The sequence below is a fragment of the Streptomyces mexicanus genome, from assembly GCF_902506575.1.
GTDB lineage: Bacteria > Actinomycetota > Actinomycetes > Streptomycetales > Streptomycetaceae > Streptomyces > Streptomyces mexicanus.
Genome location: NZ_LR732544.1, coordinates 3,332,975 through 3,351,934 on the forward strand (window position 1 = coordinate 3,332,975; position 18,960 = coordinate 3,351,934).

The 18,960-nt window shown below is 73.7% G+C and carries 16 protein-coding genes and 2 pseudogenes; 7 read left to right on the forward strand and 11 right to left on the reverse strand.

Translation table 11 applies throughout. From position 1 onward, the window contains the following. Positions 1-155, reverse strand: a 155-nt coding sequence (locus GV126_RS14820; protein WP_236570257.1) for a pyridoxal-phosphate dependent enzyme, incomplete at its 3' end; no start/stop codon positions are given. Between the two features lie 171 nt (positions 156-326). Between GV126_RS14820 and GV126_RS14825 the strand changes: the two genes are divergently transcribed. Beyond that, positions 327-575 (forward strand): hypothetical protein, encoded by a 249-nt coding sequence (locus GV126_RS14825; RefSeq protein WP_028420572.1) that lies wholly within the window; start codon positions 327-329, stop codon positions 573-575. Positions 576-602: 27 nt separating this feature from the next. On the opposite strand, the gene GV126_RS14830 is transcribed toward GV126_RS14825, so the two are convergent. Continuing rightward, a complete protein-coding gene (locus GV126_RS14830; protein ID WP_159666625.1) occupies positions 603-1,757 on the reverse strand; it encodes a cystathionine gamma-synthase in 1,155 nt (384 codons plus the stop codon). Positions 1,758-2,006: 249 nt separating this feature from the next. Here GV126_RS14830 and GV126_RS14835 point away from each other — a divergent pair, with 249 nt between their 5' ends. Both GV126_RS14835 and GV126_RS14840 read left to right on the forward strand, forming a co-directional pair. Then, on the forward strand, positions 2,007-3,125 hold the full coding sequence (locus GV126_RS14835) for a hypothetical protein (protein ID WP_028420574.1): 1,119 nt from the start codon (positions 2,007-2,009) through the stop codon (positions 3,123-3,125). A gap of 411 nt (positions 3,126-3,536) precedes the next feature. After that, positions 3,537-4,427, forward strand: a complete 891-nt coding sequence (locus GV126_RS14840) for a trypsin-like serine protease (RefSeq protein ID WP_236569994.1) — start codon at positions 3,537-3,539, stop codon at positions 4,425-4,427. Positions 4,428-4,587: 160 nt separating this feature from the next. Here the strand turns inward: GV126_RS14840 and GV126_RS14845 are convergent, their stop codons facing one another. Continuing rightward, positions 4,588-5,628 (reverse strand): NAD(P)-dependent alcohol dehydrogenase, encoded by a 1,041-nt coding sequence (locus GV126_RS14845; RefSeq protein ID WP_159666628.1) that lies wholly within the window; start codon positions 5,626-5,628, stop codon positions 4,588-4,590. A 171-nt stretch (positions 5,629-5,799) separates the two neighbouring features. Here GV126_RS14845 and GV126_RS14850 point away from each other — a divergent pair. Then, positions 5,800-6,788: pseudogene (locus tag GV126_RS14850) on the forward strand (helix-turn-helix transcriptional regulator). A gap of 56 nt (positions 6,789-6,844) precedes the next feature. Here GV126_RS14850 and GV126_RS14855 read toward each other — a convergent pair. The 3 genes from GV126_RS14855 to GV126_RS14865 all read right to left on the reverse strand — a co-directional run bounded on the left by GV126_RS14855 (position 6,845) and on the right by GV126_RS14865 (position 10,476). Then, the gene (locus GV126_RS14855) at positions 6,845-7,528 is read right to left on the reverse strand and encodes an ABC transporter ATP-binding protein (RefSeq protein ID WP_159666631.1); all 684 of its coding nucleotides are present in this window, start codon (positions 7,526-7,528) and stop codon (positions 6,845-6,847) included. A 94-nt stretch (positions 7,529-7,622) separates the two neighbouring features. Further along, positions 7,623-9,080, reverse strand: coding sequence for an ABC transporter permease (locus GV126_RS14860; protein ID WP_159666634.1), 1,458 nt, complete (start codon positions 9,078-9,080; stop codon positions 7,623-7,625). 154 nt (positions 9,081-9,234) lie between these two features. Continuing rightward, entirely contained in the window at positions 9,235-10,476 is a 1,242-nt protein-coding gene (locus tag GV126_RS14865) for a L,D-transpeptidase (RefSeq protein ID WP_236569995.1), read from the reverse strand. Positions 10,477-10,847: 371 nt separating this feature from the next. Between GV126_RS14865 and GV126_RS14870 the strand changes: the two genes are divergently transcribed. After that, positions 10,848-11,219 carry an LPXTG cell wall anchor domain-containing protein gene (locus tag GV126_RS14870; protein ID WP_236569996.1) on the forward strand — a complete coding sequence of 124 codons (372 nt, stop codon included), beginning with the start codon at positions 10,848-10,850 and terminating at the stop codon, positions 11,217-11,219. A 55-nt stretch (positions 11,220-11,274) separates the two neighbouring features. On the opposite strand, the gene hutH is transcribed toward GV126_RS14870, so the two are convergent. From hutH to GV126_RS14885, 3 genes are all read right to left on the reverse strand, one after another. Continuing rightward, positions 11,275-12,813, reverse strand: coding sequence for a histidine ammonia-lyase (hutH, locus tag GV126_RS14875; protein ID WP_159673708.1), 1,539 nt, complete (start codon positions 12,811-12,813; stop codon positions 11,275-11,277). Between the two features lie 167 nt (positions 12,814-12,980). Next, positions 12,981-14,132, reverse strand: a complete 1,152-nt coding sequence (locus tag GV126_RS14880) for a GGDEF domain-containing protein (RefSeq protein ID WP_028420583.1) — start codon at positions 14,130-14,132, stop codon at positions 12,981-12,983. Between the two features lie 98 nt (positions 14,133-14,230). Further along, positions 14,231-15,025 (reverse strand): enoyl-CoA hydratase/isomerase family protein, encoded by a 795-nt coding sequence (locus GV126_RS14885; RefSeq protein ID WP_159666639.1) that lies wholly within the window; start codon positions 15,023-15,025, stop codon positions 14,231-14,233. 782 nt (positions 15,026-15,807) lie between these two features. Between GV126_RS14885 and GV126_RS14890 the strand changes: the two are divergent. Next, a pseudogene (locus GV126_RS14890) lies at positions 15,808-15,969 on the forward strand (adenylate/guanylate cyclase domain-containing protein); the annotation flags it as partial. Positions 15,970-16,241: 272 nt separating this feature from the next. Here GV126_RS14890 and GV126_RS14895 read toward each other — a convergent pair. Continuing rightward, the gene (locus tag GV126_RS14895) at positions 16,242-17,408 is read right to left on the reverse strand and encodes an adenylate/guanylate cyclase domain-containing protein (RefSeq protein ID WP_159666642.1); all 1,167 of its coding nucleotides are present in this window, start codon (positions 17,406-17,408) and stop codon (positions 16,242-16,244) included. A 320-nt stretch (positions 17,409-17,728) separates the two neighbouring features. Further along, complete coding sequence (locus GV126_RS14900; RefSeq protein WP_159666645.1) at positions 17,729-18,613, reverse strand: biotin--[acetyl-CoA-carboxylase] ligase; 885 nt, start codon at positions 18,611-18,613, stop codon at positions 17,729-17,731. A gap of 109 nt (positions 18,614-18,722) precedes the next feature. Between GV126_RS14900 and GV126_RS14905 the strand changes: the two genes are divergently transcribed. After that, positions 18,723-18,960, forward strand: a 238-nt coding sequence (locus GV126_RS14905; RefSeq protein WP_272910331.1) for a carboxyl transferase domain-containing protein, incomplete at its 3' end; no start/stop codon positions are given.

Below are 18,960 nucleotides of genomic sequence, written 5' to 3' on the forward strand. Positions count from 1 at the left end.
CCCGCGCTCGCCGCGACCACGCCGGCGGCCCGCTCCTCGGGCAGCAGCCCGGCGATGCGGACGTAGGCGCCGCGTAGCTTGAACGACCCCGTGCGCTGCAGGTTCTCGCACTTGAGGCGCACCGGCGACGAAGCGGCCCGGCGGGCGGACGGCAGGGCGCGGGCGAACGACCGGGCGCAGACGTGTGGCCGGGCGCAGACGTACGGCAGCGGGCGGACGAACAGCAGGTCACGGACGCACGGCTGGGGGCGGACGAGCGGCAGGGCGCGGACGAACGGCAGCAGGCGGACGAGCGGCGAGGCGCGGACGAGCGGCAGGAGGGGGCCGTGAACCGGGTGGAGCGGGAGAGCGCCGCGCGGCGGATCCTGGAGCAGGCCCCGCCGCAGGTACCGGCGGAGCTGTACGCCGACGCGGTGCGCCGCGGTACCCGCATGCTGCGCCGCCGCACGCTGGCCCGGCGCACGCTGTGGCTGCTGCTGCTCGCCGCGGCGCTCGCCTTCACCGTCTGGGCGCTGACCGTACGGCCCTGGGTGGAGCCGCCGTCGCAGACGACTCCACCCGTGAGCGGCTGGTGAGCGCGCGCCCCGCCGGCCGGACAGACCCTAGGCCAGGGCCTGCTGCAGGTCCTCCAGCAGGTCGTCGACGTTCTCGATGCCGACGGACAGGCGCACCAGGTCGCCGGGGACCTCCAGCGGGGAGCCGGCCGCGGAGGCGTGCGTCATGCGCCCGGGGTGCTCGATCAGGGACTCCACCCCGCCCAGGGACTCACCGAGGGTGAACACCTTGGCCCGGTTGCAGACCTCGACGGCCGCCTCCTCGCCGCCCTCCACCCGGAAGGAGACCATGCCGCCGAACGCCCTCATCTGCTTGGCGGCGATCTCGTGCCCGGGGTGGTCGGGCAGCCCGGGATACAGCACGCGCGTGACGCGCGGGTGCCGGGAGAGCATGTCGGCGACCTTGGTGGCGTTCTCGCTGTGCCGCTCCATGCGCACCGCGAGGGTCTTCGTGCCGCGCAGCACCAGCCAGGAGTCGAACGGCCCGGCGACGGCGCCCATGGCGTTCTGGTGGTAGGCCAGCTCCTCGCCCAGCGCGTCGTCGTTCACGATCAGCGCGCCGCCGACCACGTCCGAGTGGCCGCCCATGTACTTGGTCAGCGAGTGCACGACCACGTCCGCGCCGAGCGCGAGCGGCTGCTGCAGGTAGGGCGTGGCGAAGGTGTTGTCGACGACGAGCTTGGCGCCCGCGTCCCGGGCGACCTGGGCGACGGCGGCGATGTCGGTGATGCCGAGCAGCGGGTTGGAGGGGGTCTCCACCCACACGGCCTTCGTCCGCGGGGTGAGGGCGGCCCGTACGGCGGCCGGGTCGCTGGTGTCGGCCACCGACCACTCCACGCCCCAGCGGGAGACGACCCGGGAGAACAGCCGGAAGGTGCCGCCGTAGGCGTCGTTCGGGATGACCACGTGGTCGCCCGGGCCGAGCAGCGTGCGCAACAGGCAGTCCTCGGCCGCCAGTCCGGACGCGAACGCGAGGCCCCGGCGACCGCCCTCCAGGGCGGCGAGGTTCTCTTCCAGGGCGGTCCTGGTCGGGTTGGCGCTGCGGCTGTACTCGTAGCCGCCGCGCAGTCCGCCCACGCCGTCCTGCTTGTAGGTCGAGACCTGGTAGATCGGCGGGACGACCGCGCCGGTGAGGGGATCGGCGGTGTTGCCCGCGTGGATCGCGAGGGTCTCGAAGTGCTGACTGATGTGCCTGTCGCTCATGGGGCCGAGGGTAGTGCGCCGAGCGGCCCGGTGCGGTGCGGCGGCGCGGACGGCCGCCGTACGGCACGGCCGGGCGGGTCGGTCACGGCGCGGGCCGGCCGGTCCGGTGCCGGCGGGCGGACGGTTTTCCACAGGTGCGCCGGGCGGGCCGGGCGGTTTCCACAGGCGTGGCGGTTCGAGCGGGGCGGGTTTCCACAGGCGTGGCGGGCAGGTTGGCCAAGTGTCGGCGCCGTCTGGTTCGCTTGAGGCATGGAGATTCTGTGGGTCCTGGCGGCTGTGGCCATGCTGGGCGTGGTGCTGCTTCCGTTCCTCAGGCGTGGGCGGGGCGTCATCGAGCAGGTGCCGCCGGGGCACCCGGACGCCGCGGACCCGGCGGACTACGGGTTCGTGCGCGAGGAGGAGCTGGACGTCCGCATGCCCGGCCCCGACCAGGACCTGCTGGACGTGCTGGACCTGGTGCAGCGCACACAGGACTACCGGGCGGCCGCCCAGCTCCTGGCGGGCACGGAGACCGAGGGCGAGCTGCGCTGGCAGCGCGTGCAGGCCTTCGCGGGCGCGGCGGCGCTGGAGCTGCAGCAGCGGCCGGGCGGGGTCCACGAGACTCCCGGTGGCCAGTGGTTGCGGGTGTGGCGGGCCGAGGCGCCCAAGGACCCGGGCGGCGCGGCGGTGCACGCGGAGTTCCTGGTCCAGCAGGCGTGGCGGACGGCGACGCCGGGGACGGACGAGTTCCGGATCATCATGGAGGAGGCCAGGGAGAGCTGCGGCCAGGCGGCGCTGCTGGCGCCCGGCGACCCGGTGCCGTACATCGTCGAGCTGGCGGTGGCGCGCGGGCTGGGGTACTCCCAGGGCGAGTTCGAGCAGCTGTGGCTGAAGATCCTCGACCGCGCCCCGGCCCACATGGGCGCGCACCTGGCGGCCCTGCACTACTGGTGCGAGAAGTGGCACGGCTCGCGGGAGCTGGCGACACGGTTCGCCGAGGCGGCGGCGGCCCGCGCCCCGCGCGGCTCGTTGCTGGCGGCGATGCCGCTGTTCGCGGTCTTCGAGCACCTGCCCGAGGTGAACCTCGTCCGCGGCTTCTACCAGAGCGAGGTGGTCACCAAGGCGATCCACGGCGCCCTGCACGCGGTGCACTCGGCCCGCCCCGACGACCCGATGCTCGCCCACGTACGCCACCTGCTGGTCTTCTTCCTGGTCCGCTCCGAGCGCTGGGCGGAGGCCATGCAGCAGCTCGTCCACATCGACGGCCACGTGGGCGCGCTGCCCTGGACCCTCTCCCCGGACCCGGCGGCCGAGTTCGCGGTCTACCGCGCCCTGGCGGTCGCGGGCTACGAGGCCAACGGCGGCAGCCCGGCGACCCTGCCGCACTGACCCCGGCCGCCGGACAGCAGGTCCGCGCGGACGGAAGTGCCCGCGGGGAGGCCGATGCGTCCGTGCGGGCTGGCGTGCCCCTGCCGGCCGAGGTCTCGCGCGCGCCGATGCGCCACGCGAGCCGATGCGCCACGCGGGCCGATGCGTCCGTGCGGGCCGGCGTTCCCTCGCCCGCCGATGCGCCCGCCCGGACCGGGACCCCGTACGGCCCCCGTGCGGACCGGCCGAGGTGTTCCGCGCGGGGGCGGGCCGGTCCGGCGCCGGTCCGCCCCGGTGTGCGGTCCCTCCGGTGCGCGGTCCCTCCGGTGTGCGGTCCGCCCTCTTGTCGCGACCCGCGGCACGCGCTTCACTGAGCGCTGCTCGCCCCCCGCAGGAGAACACCCGTCCCTCCACCCGAAGGGTCTTCTTCTCTTGACCGATCGACGCGCCACCACCCTGGCCCGCATCACGGCCGTCACAGCGGCCGCCTGTGCCGCCGTGCTCGCCACCGCGCTGCCCTCGTCCGCGATCAACTCCTACAACGCGACGCCCGCGCCGGAGCGCACCGAGGTCGGCGCCCTCATCGCCACCTGGGACGACGACGGCGATCCGGCGACCCCGGACCGCGCCGACTGGGTCTGCTCGGGCACCATGATCGACGACGACACCTTCCTGACCGCCGGCCACTGCACCACGGACTGGCCGGCCGACGTGCGGTTCTACGTCTCCCTCGACCAGGACGTCCAGGCCGGGCTCGACGCCGCCGCCACTCGGTACCCCGGCGATCCGGCCGCGCAGGCGGCGGCCGTCGGCGTGCAGGGCACCGCCCACACCGACCCCGCCTACCCCGGCCCCTCCTCCGACCCGCACGACATCGCGGTGATCGAACTGCCCGCGCAGCGGATGAAGGCGCGCTGGTCGTTCACCCCGGCGACGCTCCCGACCGCCGGCCAGTTCGACGCGCTCGGCCCCCAGGGACTCGACTCCGCCGAATGGTTCGTCGCCGGGTACGGCACCCAGGAAGCCGTGAACGGACCCGGCGGGCAGACCCACCCCGGCGGCGGTGTCCGCATGAAGGCGCCCGTGACCTTCAACGCCCTCAACAACGCCTGGATCCGGCTGGGCATGACGGCGCCCCAGGGCAACGGCGGTGCCTGCTACGGCGACTCGGGCGGCCCGAACTTCGCGGTCGTCGCAGGGCGCACCGTCCTCGCCGCGACCACGATCACCGGCGACACCCCGTGCTACGCCACGAACGTCACCTACCGCCTCGACACCCCCGGCGCACGGGCCTTCCTGTCCCCGTACGTCAAGCTGCCCTAGGACGCGTGCGGCCCGTGGGGCACGTCGCTGCGGTGACGTGCCCCACGGGCCGGACCGGACGGCCGGGCCCACGGGCCCGGCCACCGCTGAGGTGTCTCAGCCCTGGGATGTCTCAGGTCCGAGATGCCTCAGGTCTGGAATGTCTCAGCGCCGCGGTGTCTCAGATCGTCGCGGTGTCGATCACGAAGCGGTAGCGGACGTCGCTGGCCAGGACCCGCTCGTACGCCTCGTTGATCTGGTCGGCGCGGATCAGCTCGATCTCGGCGCCGATGCCGTGCTCCGCGCAGAAGTCCAGCATCTCCTGGGTCTGGGCGATGCCGCCGATCATGGAACCGGCGAGGGTCTTGCGGCCGCCGATCACCGAGAACAGGTTGAGGGAGATGGGCTCCTCGGGGGCGCCCACGTTGACCAGCGCGCCGTCCACCTTCAGCAGCGACAGCAGCGCGCCGAAGTCCATCGGCGCCGAGACGGTGGAGACGATCAGGTCGAAGGTGCCGGCCAGCTCCTCGAAGGTCTTCGGGTCGCTGGTGGCGTAGTAGTGGTCGGCGCCCAGCTTCAGGCCGTCGTCCTTCTTGCGCAGGGACTGCGAGAGGACCGTCACCTCCGCGCCCATCGCGTGCGCCAGCTTGACGCCCATGTGGCCGAGGCCACCGAGGCCGACGATCGCGACCTTCTTGCCGGGGCCGGCGTTCCAGTGCCGCAGCGGGGAGTACGTCGTGATGCCCGCGCACAGCAGCGGCGCGGCCACGTCCAGCGACAGGCCGTCCGGGATACGGACGACGAAGTTCTCGTCGACGACGACCTTCTCGGAGTAGCCGCCGTAGGTGGGCTCGCCGTCCTTGCCGATGCCGTTGTAGGTGGGGACGTTGCCCTCCAGGCAGTACTGCTCCTCACCCCGGAGGCAGTTCTCGCACGTGCGGCAGGAGTCCACCATGCAGCCGACGCCCACCCGGTCGCCGACCTTGAACTTCGTCACACCGGAGCCGACCTCGGAGACGACGCCCGCGATCTCGTGGCCGGGGACCATCGGGAAGATCGCCTCGCCCCAGCCCTCGCGGACCTGGTGGATGTCGGAGTGGCAGATGCCCGCGTACTTGATGTCGATCAGCACATCGAACTCGCCCACCGCACGGCGCTCGATGGTGGTGCGCTCCAGCGGCGCCTTGGCGGCGGGGGCGGCGTAAGCGGCGACTGTGGTCATGCGGGGATGCTCCCAATCAGTTGGTGCACGCCCGGTCACCTTTCGACCGGGCATGCACTCCAGCATGCCCCACCGCCGGGCATCCACCCAGGTCACGCCTTTGCGTACGTCCGCTGTGCCTACCACTGGCGAGGTCAGGCTGCCCGGCGCGGGAGCCCGGATACTGGAGGTATGGACGCACAGCCCCACGAACAGCGCCGCACCGCGACCGAGCCCGCCGCGGACCCGGCGCCGCAGTCCGCGGGCGCCGCGCCGGAGAGCGGTGCCGTGCCGGAGAGCGGTGCCGGGCTGGATCGGCGTGCCGAGCTGAGCGAGTTCCTGCGCACCCGGCGGGCCCGCCTGCAGCCGGAGGACGTGGGGCTCGCGCACTACGGGCGGCAGCGCCGGGTGCCGGGGCTGCGCCGCGAGGAGCTGGCCCAGCTGGCCGGGGTGTCGGTGGCGTACTACACCCGTCTGGAACAGGGCAACGGGCGCAACGTCTCCCCGGAGGTCCTGGACTCCATCGCCCGCGCGCTGCGCCTCACCGACGCCGAGCACGCCCACCTGATCCACCTGGCCAAGCCCAAGCACAAGAAGAAGCAGGCCGCGCGCACCCAGCAGGTGCGCTCCTCGCTGCGGCAGCTGCTGGACACGATGGACGGCGTCCCTGCGTACGTCGTCGGACGGCGCTCCGAGGTGCTGGCCTGGAACCGGATGGCCGCCGCCGTCTTCGGCGACTGGGCACAGATGCCGGCACCGGAGCGCAACTGGGCGCGGATGGTCTTCCTCAAGCCCGAGTACCGCGACCTGTTCATCGAGTGGGAGCAGAAGGCGATCGACATCGTGTGCGCCCTGCGCATGGAGGCCGGCTGCTATTCGGAGGACCCCCGGCTGTCCGCCCTGGTGGGTGAACTCTCCGTCAAGAGCGAGGAGTTCCGGCGCCTGTGGGCCGCGCACGACGTCAAGACGTCAAGGAGAAGAGCCACGGCGTCAAGCGGCTGCGCCATCCGCTGGTCGGCGACCTGGCGCTGATGTACGAGTCCCTCAAGCTCACCGACGACACCGACCAGTCCCTGGTCGTCTACCACGCCGAGCCCGGCTCGCCCTCGGCGGAAGCGCTGCGGCTGCTGGCGAGCTGGGGCACGGACGCGACCCGGGCGGGCGCGCCGCCCACCCCCTGACGGCCGCGCCCCCGCGCCCGCATCCGGCCGAAAGCCGCAGGCCCGCGCCCTCCGGGTCACGCGCCCGCGTTCTCCTTCACCGTGATCCGGCCCTTGCGCAGAGTCGCCAGGCGGGGGGCCTTGCGGGCGAGCGTGGAGTCGTGGGTGACCATGACGAACGTCAGCCCCTGCTCCTTCCACAGGCGTTCCAGTACGTCCATGATCTCGTCGCGGGTCGACTCGTCGAGGTTGCCGGTGGGTTCGTCGGCGAGCAGCACCTTGGGGCGCTTGACCACGGCGCGGGCGATGGCCACACGCTGCTGCTGGCCGCCGGACATCTCGCCGGGCAGGTGGCCGAGGCGTTCACCGAGTCCGACGGACATCAGGGCCTGAGCGGCGCGTTCGCGGCGTTCGGCGGCCTTGATGCCGAGCGGGACGAGGGCGGTCTCGACGTTCTCCTGCGCGGTGAGCGTCGGGATCAGGTTGAAGGACTGGAAGACGAAGCCGATGTTCTCGCTGCGCACCCGGGTGAGCCGGGCCTCGGGCAGCTTCGCCAGGTCGACGCCGTCGAGCACGACCTCGCCGGAGGTGGGCCGGTCCAGGCCGCCGAGCATCTGCAGCAGCGTGGACTTGCCGCCGCCGGTGGGGCCCTGGATGACCAGCCGGTCGCCGTCGCCGATGGTCAGGTCCACGCCGTCGAGGGCGTGCACGGCCTCCTTGCCGCGGGTGTAGCGCTTGGTGACGCCTGTGAGTTCGTACATGGTGGGGCAACTCCTGGGGTGCGTAAGGGGGGTGGGCCGCCGTCCGGCGGTCCGCGCGCGCGGCGCCGGAGAAGCGGCGCCGCGCGGAACGGCGCTATTCGACGCGGCGCAGTGCGTCCGCCGGCCGCAGCCGGGACGCCCGCCAGCCGCCGAACGCGCCCGCGATCAGCCCGCCGGCCACGGCCAGGGCGACCGCCACGACGACGGTGGTGAGGCCGACCGGCGCGGTCAGCGCGACCTCGAGGGACTTCGCGGCCTGCCGGCCGGGGCCGCCGAAGCCACCGCCCCCGCCGCCGAAGCCGCCGCCCGTCCCCCCGCCGGTGCCGCCGAGCTGGGCCTTCAGGGTGGGGCTGATCGCGGTGACGGCGTACGCGCCCGCCAGGCCGAGCACGATGCCGAGGACGCCGCCGACCAGTCCGTTGACGACCGCCTCGCCGACCACCTGCCGGGTCACCCGGCCCGAGGTCCAGCCGAGCGCCTTGAGGGTGCCGAACTCGCGCACCCGTCGGGAGACCGCCGAGGAGGTCAGCAGCCCGGCGACCAGGAACGCGGCCACGAGCACCGCGATCGACAGCCACTTGCCGACGCTCGTGGCCAGGCCGGAGGCGGTGGACAGCGAGCCCGAGACGGTCTTGGCCAGGTCCGCGGAGGTGGTGACCGTGGTGCCCGAGACGTTCTTGGCGATGGCGCTCTTGACGGAGTCGATCTGCTGGGAGTCGCTCGCCTTGACGTAGATCGTGGTGACCTTGTCCTTGTTGTCGCTGAGCGTCTGCGCCTGCCGCAGCGGGATGTACAGGTTGGCCGCCGCGTCCCCGCTGTCGGCGGTCGCGATGCCGATCACCTGGTACTTCACGCTCTTGATCGTGACCGTGCCGCCGACCTTGAGCTTCTTCTCCTTGGCGTAGGCGGAGTCGGCGACGGCGACCTTCGCGTCGGTCTCGGTGGTCTTGAAGGCACGGCCGCTGGTGATCTTCGAGGAGGTCAGCGGGCCGAGCGTGGGCTTGGTGACGTCGGTGCCGTAGACGGTGTACTGGTTGACGTCGAAGTTCGCGCCACCGCCCTCGACGCGGCCCTGCGGCGTGGGCATGGCGCCGGGCCGGCCGCCCTGCTGCCCGCTGCCGCCGCTCTGCCGGAACTCGCCGCGGGTGAACTGGCCGCTGACCTTCACCACGCTCAGGCTGAGCCCGCCGGCCGCGGCCGAGACGCCCTTCTGCCCGGCGACCTCGGTGACGGTGGCGGCGGACAGGGTGGTGAAGCCCTGCACCCGGACGCGGTCGCTGCTCTGCGTGGAGTCGTCCCCGTCGCCGCGTGCGTCGAACTGGAAGCGGGGCCGCTGCGAGGCGCCGGACGTGGGCGTGGCCGCCTTGGTGACGGTCATGTCCGTGCCGAGCCCGTACAGCGACTGCAGGACCTTGTCCTGCGCCTTGCCCATGCCGTCGGACACGGAGGTGACGACGATGACCAGGGCGATGCCCAGCGCGAGGCCGGAGGCGACGACGAGCGCGGCTTTTCTGCGGCGGCGCAACTCGCGTCTGAGGTAGGTGAAGAACATGCGCCGCACCGTAGGGACGCCCCGTGATGAAGGGATAAGCCCGTCATAAGAGAAGCATGAGAACGCCGGTGCCGCCCCTGACGGGGCGACACCGGCGCAACTGCGATCCCACAGCGCCTCACTGACAAGGGGTCAGGTCAGCGCATGGACCGGATCAGATCGCGGAGCCGGCCTTCCACTGCGCCCAGCTCATGTTCCAGCCGTTGAGGCCGTTGTCGGGCTGGACGGTCTTGTCGCCGGTGTTCTCCACGACCACCACGTCACCGATCATCGAGTGGTTGTAGAACCACGCGGCCGGCGTGCTCGGGTCGCCCGCCCCCTTGGCGTCCCGCAGGCCCACGCAGCCGTGGCTGGTGTTGACGTTGCCGAAGACGGACGGCGCGCCCCAGTAGTTGCCGTGGATGAAGGTGCCGGACGTGGTCAGGCGCATGGCGTGCGGCACGTCCTTGATGTCGTACTCGCCCTTGCCGTCGGAGTCGGTGAAGCCGACCGTCGCGCCGTTCATCCGGGTCTGCTCGAACTTCTCCGAGATGACCATCTGGCCCTCGTAGGTGGTGTGGTCGGGAGAGCCGGCGGAGATCGGGATGGTCTTGATGGTCCGGCCGTCCTGCGTGACCTTCATCTGCTTGGTCTTGGCGTCGACGTAGGAGACCTGGTTGCGGCCGATGTGGAAGGTGACCGTCTTCTGCTGGACGCCGTAGACGCCCGGGGCGCCCTGGACGCCGTCGAGGGCCAGCTTCAGCGTGACGGTGGAGCCCTCCTTCCAGTACTGCTCGGGCCGGAAGTCCAGGCGGTTGGCGCCGAACCAGTGGCCGACGACCTCCTGCCCGCTGGAGGAGGTGACGGTGATGCCCTTCTGGACGGCCGCCTTGTTGGTGATGGCCTTGTCGAAGTTGATCGACACCGGCATGCCCACGCCGACGGTGGTGTTGTTGTCCGGGGTGAAGCTGCCGATGAAGCTGTGCGCCGGGGCGACCGTGGTGAAGGACGCGTTCTCGTGGGCGGCGCGGCCCTTGGCGTCGGTGGCGGTCGCGGCGACCTTGTAGGTGGTGGCCCGCTCCAGCTGGACGCTGGGCTTCCAGCTGGTCTTGTCGGCGGATATCTGCCCGCTGACGGCCTTGCCGTCGGACGTGGTCATGGTGACGTTCGTCAGTGTGCCCTTGGTCACAGTGACCGCGGCGGAGTTGTTGATGGAGGCATTGTCGGAGCCGTCCGCCGGCGTGATCTTTATCTGGGCGTCGGACGTCTCCTGGGCGGCGGCCTTGTCCGCCTTGGCCGTGCTGTCGCCGTCCTTGCCGCCGGCGTCGCTGCCGCCGGAACAGGCCGAGAGCACCAGTACACCGCCGAGCAGTGCGGACGAGGCCATCAGGGCCCTGCGCCGCCTACTGTTCGTCATCACACGCTTCTCCATCGTTGCCGAATACCCGAGATCCCCGAACGCCCTCGTTGCGAACCATCAACGCTACGACCGTTTCGTCCCGTTCCCCAGGCCGCCTGGATGTGTGCCTCGCCACGTCCGGCGCGCCGGACGGGCGGGGCCGGCCGGAGCCGGGCGGTGCGCGCGCCGATCGCCATCATCCTCGCCCGGCCTCCCCGACGGCGAACCGGGCCCGCCCTCGCGCCCGACGGCTCGCGCCCCTCGGTCACTGTGGACGCAGGAGCGCTCCGGACGGTTCAAACCTCCCGTGACTTTCCTGTGACCCGTGACGTTCACTACGATCGCCCCACACGGCCAATTCGCCAGCGCCACAAGGGGATCGATATTCCGTGTCATCCGCTCGCCGTACGTTGCTGACCGCCACCGCCGCGGGCACCTTGCTGGGCGCCCTGTGGTTCGTCCCCTCCGCGAACGCGACGGACGACGCGCCGGCCAGAACGGTGGCCGCGGCGCAGTCGACGGCACAGGTCCAGGAGCAGCAGCGCCCCGCCTCCGCCACCGACTCCGGCTCCGGCTCCGGCTCCGGAGTGACGCGGGTGGCCGCGACGACCCGGACGGCCGCCTCCTCGGCGGACGGCACCGAACTGGCCGACACCGGATCCATCGACACCACGCCCTACGTCGTCGGCGGCACCGTCTTCCTCGCGCTCGGGGCGGGCTTCGTCGTGTACTCGGTGCGGCGGGAGCGGCTCGGGTTCTGAGAACGCCTGGACCCCGCCCGTGCCCGGGCGGGGTCCACCGTCAGCGGTGTCCGGGTCAGCGCAGCGGGCCGGTCACGCTCTCGGCGGCGGCGACGAGCCGCCCCTCGCGCACGAACGCCTCGGCCGCGGCGAGGTCCGGCGCCAGGAACCGGTCCGGGCCGGGTCCGCCGACGCCCGCCGCGCGGACGGCGTCGATGACGGCCCGGGTCGCCGGGGCCGGGGTCAGGCCCTCGCGCAGTTCGACGGCGCGCGTGGCGGCGTACAGCTCGACGGCGATCACGCGGGCCAGGTTGCCGACGGCCGTGCGCAGCTTGCGCGCCGCCGACCAGCCCATGGAGACGTGGTCCTCCTGCATGGCGGAGGACGGGATGGAGTCCGCCGAGGCGGGTACGGCCAGCCGCTTCAACTCGCTGACCAGCGCGGCCTGCGTGTACTGGGCGATCATCAGACCGGAGTCCACGCCGGCGTCGTCGGCGAGGAACGGCGGCAGGCCGTGGCTGCGGTTCTTGTCGAGCAGCCGGTCGGTGCGGCGCTCGGCGATGGAGCCGAGGTCGGCGGCGGCGATGGCGAGGAAGTCCAGGACGTAGGCGACGGGGGCGCCGTGGAAGTTGCCGTTGGACTCCACGCGTCCGTCGGGCAGGACGACGGGGTTGTCCACCGCGGAGGCCAGCTCCCGCTCGGCGACGAGCCGCGCGTGGGCGAGGGTGTCCCGGCCGGCGCCGGCGACCTGCGGGGCGCAGCGCACCGAGTAGGCGTCCTGCACGCGGGGCGCGTCGTCCTGGTGATGCCCGGTCAGGCCGGAACCCTTCAGTACGGCCAGCATGTTGGCGGCGGAGTCCGCCTGGCCCGGGTGCGGGCGGATGGCGTGCAGCTCGGGGGCGAGCACCTTGTCCGTGCCGAGCAGCGCCTCCAGGGACAGGGCGGCGGTGATGTCGGCGGACTTGTAGAGGGTGTCGAGGTCGGCGAGGGCCATGATCAGCATGCCGAGCATGCCGTCGGTGCCGTTGAGCAGGGCCAGGCCCTCCTTCTCGCGCAGCTCGACGGGCTGGATGCCGTGCTCGGCCAGCAGTTCGGCGGCGGGGCGCACGGTGCCGTCGGGGCCCTCCGCCTCGCCCTCGCCCATGAGCGTCAGGGCGCAGTGCGACAGCGGGGCGAGGTCGCCGGAGCAGCCGAGGGAGCCGTACTCGTGGACGACCGGGGTGATGCCCGCGTTGAGGACGTCGGCCATGGTCTGCGCGACCTCGGGGCGGACGCCGGTGTGCCCGGAGCAGACGGTCTTCAGGCGCAGGAACATCAGGGCCCGCACGACCTCCCGCTCGACCCGCGGGCCCATGCCGGCGGCGTGCGAGCGGACGATGTTGCGCTGCAGCTGGGTGCGCAGGTCCTGGCTGATGTGCCGGGTCGCCAGGGCGCCGAAGCCGGTGCTGACGCCGTAGACGGGGTCGGGCTTGGCCGCCAGCGCGTCCACGATCTCCCGGGCCGCCGCGAGGGCCGCCACCGCCTCCTCGGAGAGTTCGACCCGCGCGCCGCCGCGCGCCACGGCGAGGACGTCGGACGCCGTGACACCGGACGTCCCCACCACCACAGTGTGCATATCCATATTCAGGAGCGTACGCAGTGAATGCTCAAATGTCACCAGTGGGGTCGCGGAGTGACCCTTCCCTCGCTTCCGCCGCCGCCCGTGCCGGACCTCGCCCTCGTGCCGGGCCCCGGCCATCGGCCCCGTGCCGGAGTTCGCCCGCCACCGCCGGACGTCGCCCGTCACGGATGCCGGCCGCGGAAGCGGCGCCGCTCCGCCGGGCCCTCGGCCGGCGGGGACGGCTCGTCGGCCAGGCGCACCACCGGGTCGTCGGGACCCTCCCGGCCGGCGACCACCGGACGGTCGGCGCGCAGCGCCTTCGCCCGGTACTGGGCGGCGTCGGCGAGCCGGAACAGCCGGCGCGCCGACCGTACCGGCCCGATCACGTCCTCGGTCGAGGCGACCCCGCAGGCCACGCCCTCGCCCAGCTCCAGCTCGGCGGCGCGCCGGCACAGCTCGTCGGCCGCCTTGACCACCTCGTCGGCGGGCGGACCGACGGCCAGCAGGCAGAACTCGTCCCCGCCCAGCCGCGCCACCAGGGCGCCGGGCACCATCGCGCCGCACAGCGACAGCACGGACCCGAACCGCTCCAGGAGCCGGTCGCCGACCGCGTGGCCGAGGGTGTCGTTCACCCGCTTGAGCCCGTTGAGGTCGCAGACGACGAGGCTGACGACGACGCCGTCGGCGCGGTGCCGCTCGATGGCCTCGTCCAGCCGTACGTCCACGGCGCGGCGGTTGGCGAGCCCGGTGAGCGCGTCGGTGAACGCCAGCCTGCGGGCCTCCTCCAGCCGCTCGGTCTGCGCGAGCCCGGCGGCCACGACGGCCGCGAGCACCGTGGCGAAGTCGGCGTCGGAGCGGTCGAAGACCGGCGCGCCGGCCCGGCGGGCGACGTACAGCTCGCCCCAGGCCCGGCCGTGCTGCACGATCGGCGCGACCACGCAGCAGCCGCGGCCGCGGCGGCGCAGCGCCGCGACCCGCTGATGGCAGTAGCCGGGCTGCCCGGCGGCCGGCCCCTCGGCCGTCTCCACCCAGGCGTCCGGCTCGCCCCCGGCGGCCCACCGCTCGTGCAGGAACTCGGTGATCTCCGGGAACTGGTGCACCGGGTAGGCCTCGTCCTCGGGGAACTCCTCCTCCTCGGGCGCCCGGTCCCCCACGTTCACCAGCACCCGCAGCCGTCCGCGCTCGCGCTCCCACACCGACAGCGCGGCGAAGCTGCCCTCCAGCGCCCGGCACACCCCGAGGGCCGCCGCCCGCCACGACTCGCGCGGCGTGTGCGCCGCGGCCATCCCCTGCGCCAACGCCACGACGGCGGCCAGCCGCCTGTTCTCGCCCATTACCCCAGGCTAGGTATATTTCAGGCAAACCGAACCATGGAGACGCCTGTCAGGGGGCCGGGGCGCTTCGCCGCCCGGCCGCCCTGCGCGCGGGACGGTCACTCGCCCGGCCAGCGCGGGGCACGCTTTTCGTTGAACGCGGCCACGCCCTCCGCCCGGTCGGCGGAGAACGCCGTGGTGCGCCACGCCGCGTCCTCGACCTCCAGGCCGGCCCGCAGGTCCAGGCCGTGCCCGAGCCGCAGGGCGCGCTTGGCCGCCCGCAGCCCGACCGGGGAGTTCGCCGCCATCCGGGCGGCCAGCTCCAGCGCCTCCTCCCGGTCCCGGCCCTCCTCCACCAGCCGGTCCACCAGCCCCAGCGCGTGCGCCTCGGCCGCCTCCACCCGCCGCGCCGTGAAGATCAGCTCGGCCGCCCGCGCGGCACCCACGCGGCGCGGCAGCAGCTGCGTACCGCCACCGCCGGGGATGACGCCCACGGAGACCTCCGGCAGCCCCACCACGGCCGTGGCGTCGGCCACGATCAGGTCGCAGGACAGGGCCAGCTCGAAGCCCCCGCCGAGCGCGAAACCGTGCACCGCGGCGATCGTCGGCATCGGCAGCTCCAGCACGCCCGTGTAGGCCCCCCGCGCGACCGGCCGCTGCTTCATCAGGTCGGCGTCGCTGAAGGAGTTGCGCTCCTTCAGGTCGGCCCCGACGCAGAACGCCCGTTCGTGCGAGGAGGTCACCACGACCACGCGAGCGTCCCGGTCGGCGGCCAGCGCGGCGCACGCGGCGCCGATCGAGCGCGCCATGTCGGTGGACACCGCGTTCATCGCCTTCGGCCGGTCGAGGACGAGTTCCGCGACGTACTCGTGCCGCCGCACCAGCACGAACTCCCCGAACCGCTCCTCGTTCATGACACCCCTCCGGGTTAACGCGAGTTAACAAGACAGCTGCTCCGATCATCCCAGCCGCGGCCGTCCCGGGAAAGAGCGGTGGGGACCCGGCGGGCGACGCCCGGGCCGCGAGGCCGCGCACCGGCCCGGCCCGGCCCGAGCCGCGCCACGCCGCGTTGTCCAGCCCCAGCACCCCCGTTCGAGTGACATTCCGCCCGATCCCCGCGAAGCCCGCACCCCGCCGCATACCGTGCGTCCGCCACGGCGCACCGGGCACACCGGGGCGCGAGCGCGTCGGGAGGACGGCGATGACGACGGACGGAACCGGAGCCCCGCAGACCGGGGACGGCATAGCCGAGGACGCCACGGCCGCCGGCCGGCAGGACACCGGACGACGGGACGCCGCGTGCTCGCGCATCCGGTCCCTCGGGCACCCGCTGCCCGGTCCCCGGACGCGCGGACGGCACCGCCGGCCCCGGCCCCGCAAGGTCCTCCTCACCGCCGGCGGGCTCGCCCTGGCCGCCGCCGCCCTGAGCCTCGTCCGCCTGGCACCCGAGTACGCGGGCGGCGGTCCGGACACCGCTCAGGCGGAGCCGCGGCCCGGCGCCCACAGCGCGAGGGACCTCCCGGCCGGCTCCTCCGCCGCCGGACCCGGCGCGGGCGCCGCCGTGCCCTCGGCGACCGCTCCGCTGGGCGGGGCGGGCACCCGGCCCGTCCCGGGCACGGCGTCCGGACCGGCGACCTCGCCCTCCGCGGCCGGCGCCGTCCCGCCCTCCGCCCTGCCCGACACCTCGCTCACCCGCACGGCCGCCGAGATCGCCCTGCGGCTCATCGAGACCATGGCGAACGACGAGACGATGCCCGAGCTGCGGGTGGGCATGGCGTTCGGCACGGTGACCACCCGGATGGGCGATGTCTTCGGTACGACGGGGGGGGCGGGCGCGGGGGCCGCCGCGGCCGCCCCCGCGCCCCCGGCGCCACCGTCCGGCAACGGAGGCGTCTGCCTGCCGATCATCGGGCTGTGCGTCGGCCTGGGGTGACCACGGCGGCACGACCCGGCGGCGAGGCGGGCCGACGGCTGCGCGGCGTGACATCTACGCGGCGCGACGTCTACGCGGGCCGGGCACCGACTCGACCACCACGACCGACCAGGACACGCCGCAACGCACCGGAACACACCGCGACGCACCGACGCACCGCGCCGCACCGCAGCGCACCGGGACGCACGCGGCGCCGCTCAGGACGCCGTCGTGCCGTCCCGCCGATTGAGCAGCCACGGCTCGACCACGCCGAGGCCGCGCACCGGGCGCTGCCACATCGGCCGCAGGGCGAACCGGTAGACCGGCGGCTCCTTGCCCTCCTTCTCCGCGGCGGCCGCGGCCTCCGCCGCCTCCGCCTCGGACGCCGTGGCCTCCCCCGTGCGGATCAGTTCCTCGGCGAACGCGCTGTCGACCAGGACGGCGTCGCGCGGCGCTATCGAGGTCAGCCGGGAGGCGAGGTTCACGGTCGTACCGAAGACATCGCCCATCCGGGTGGTCACCGTGCCGAACGCCATGCCCACCCGCAGCTCGGGCATCGTCTCGTCGTTCGCCATGGTCTCGATGAGCCGCAGGGCGATCTCGGCGGCCGTGCCCGCGTCGTCGGCGACGTACAGCACCTCGTCGCCGAGGGTCTTGATCAGGCGTCCGCCGCGTGCGGCCACCAGGTCGGCGGCGGTCGTCTCGAAGGCCTCGACCAGTTCGCCGAGTTCCTCCTCCTCCATCCGGCGGGTCAGCCGGGTGAAGCCGACCAGGTCGGCGAAGCCGACGGCGAGGCGCCGGTCCACCATCTCCTCGTCGTCGGCGGCCTGCACCACCCGCCCCGCGGAGGCGGCGAGCTGGCGGCGCCAGACGTAGACCAGGAACTCCTCCAGCTCGGGCAGCAGCAGCTCCACGATCGGGTACGTGACCTCGGTGCGCGTCATGCCCGGCTCGGGCGGCTCGGTCAGCCCCTCCAGGAAGGAGTCGATCTGCCACTCGGCCAACCGGGCGGTGGTCTGCCCGGTGGACCGCGCCACCTGCACCGCCATGGCCTCGCTGAGCAGCCCGGCCTCGACCAGGCCGGCCAGGCGGCGCAGGGCCAGCACGTCGGCCTCGGTCAGCGCCTTGGCCTGCCCGATGTCGGCGAAGCCCATGGCCCGCCAGAAACGGGAGGCCAGCTCCATCGAGACCCCGGCGCTGCGGGCCGCCTGGAACGGCGTGTAGCGCCGTTCCGCGCCCAGGATGAGCTGTTCCAGACGCAGGGCGAGCGGGTCCTCGCCGGAGTCGGCGTCGTGGGAGTCACCCGGCTCATGCGAGGGCGAGGGTGGCGGAGGGTCCACCCGGCCGTCCGCGTCCGCGCCGGAGCCCGTGTCGTCGACGGTCACGCCTGCTGCCCTTCCGATCTGTCACGGTCAGGTATCGACCGGCTTCATCGGCCTCAACTCTACGGCAGGTGTGCGCCAGCTCACTCCGCCAGGCGGAGCCGCCGGATGCGGCGGGAGCACGGTCCGCCCAGAGGGCGGACCCGGGGCGCACCTGACGCCACCGTACGGCGCACCGCACACCGCCGGGGCGCACCCCACGCCACCGTACGGCGCACTTCAGGCGCCCCCAGCAGCGCGCCTCGGGCCACCGGGAACGCGTCCCACCCCAGCAGCGCCCCTCAGTGCCGCCAGGAACGCGCCTCGCGCCGCCCGGCCGTACCTCAGGCCGGTCGCAGATGGACGATGTCGCCCGCGCCCACCGGCTGCTGCACGCCTTCTTCGGTGGCGATCACCAGGCGTCCGTCGCCGTCCACCGCGACCGCCTCGCCGACGATCGACCGGTCGCCGGGCAGTTCCGCCCGCACCCGGCGGCCCAGCGTCGCGCAGCCGGCCGCGTACGTCTCCTGCAGACCGCAGGCGGCCGGGTCGCCGTCGGCGGCCCGCCAGCGTCCGTACCAGTCCTCCAGCGCGCGCAGGACCGCCCTCAGCAGCGGGTCGCGGTCCGTGCTCACCGCCCCGGCCAGCGCCAGCGACCCGGCCTGCGGCACCGGCAGCTCCTCGGCGCGCAGGGTGACGTTGATGCCGACGCCGATGACGACGCCGCCGTCCCCGGCCCGCTCCGCCAGGATCCCGCCGGCCTTGCGCTCCTCCCCGCCGACCGTCACCAGCAGGTCGTTCGGCCACTTCAGCGCCGTGTCCACGCCGGCCGACCGGGCCAGCCCGGTCGCCACCGCCACCCCGGTCAGCAGCGGCAGCCAGCCCCAGCGGGCGACCGGGATCTCCCGCGGCCGCAACAGCACCGAGAAGAACAGGCCGGAGCGGGCGGGCGCCGTCCACCGGCGGTCCAGGCGGCCCCGCGCGGCCGTCTGCTCCTCAGCCACGAGGACGGCGCCCTCCTGCGCCGTCCCCGCCTCGGCCTGGGCGGTCAGGTCCCCGTTGGTGGAGCCGGTGCGCTGCACCACCTCCAGCCGGGACCACAGGCCGCCCTCGCGCACCAGTGCGCGCCGCAGCGCGGTGGCGTTCAGGGGCGGCCGGTCCAGGTCGGACCAGCGGCTCGCGCCCTCAGGGTGGTCGGGGTCGTGGTCTGCTGCATCTCGCGACGTCATGCAAGCCACCCTAGGTGTGGTCAACGCCGCACTGCCGAACAGTGGGCCCACCACTACGCTGCGGTGAGTAACCGTCCCCCCTTTGAGCAGGCAGGGAGCCGCGATCCCGATGTCCGAGCCGGAAGAGCGCCAAGAGATCGACATCGACATCCGTACGACCGCGGGCAAGCTCGCGGATCTGCAGCGGCGTATCCAGCAGGCGACCCACGCCGGCTCGCAACGCGCCGTGGAGAAGCAGCACGCCAAGGGCAAACTCACCGCCCGCGAGCGCATCGAACTCCTCCTGGACGAGGGCTCCTTCGTCGAGCTGGACGAGTTCGCCCGCCACCGCTCCACCAACTTCGGCC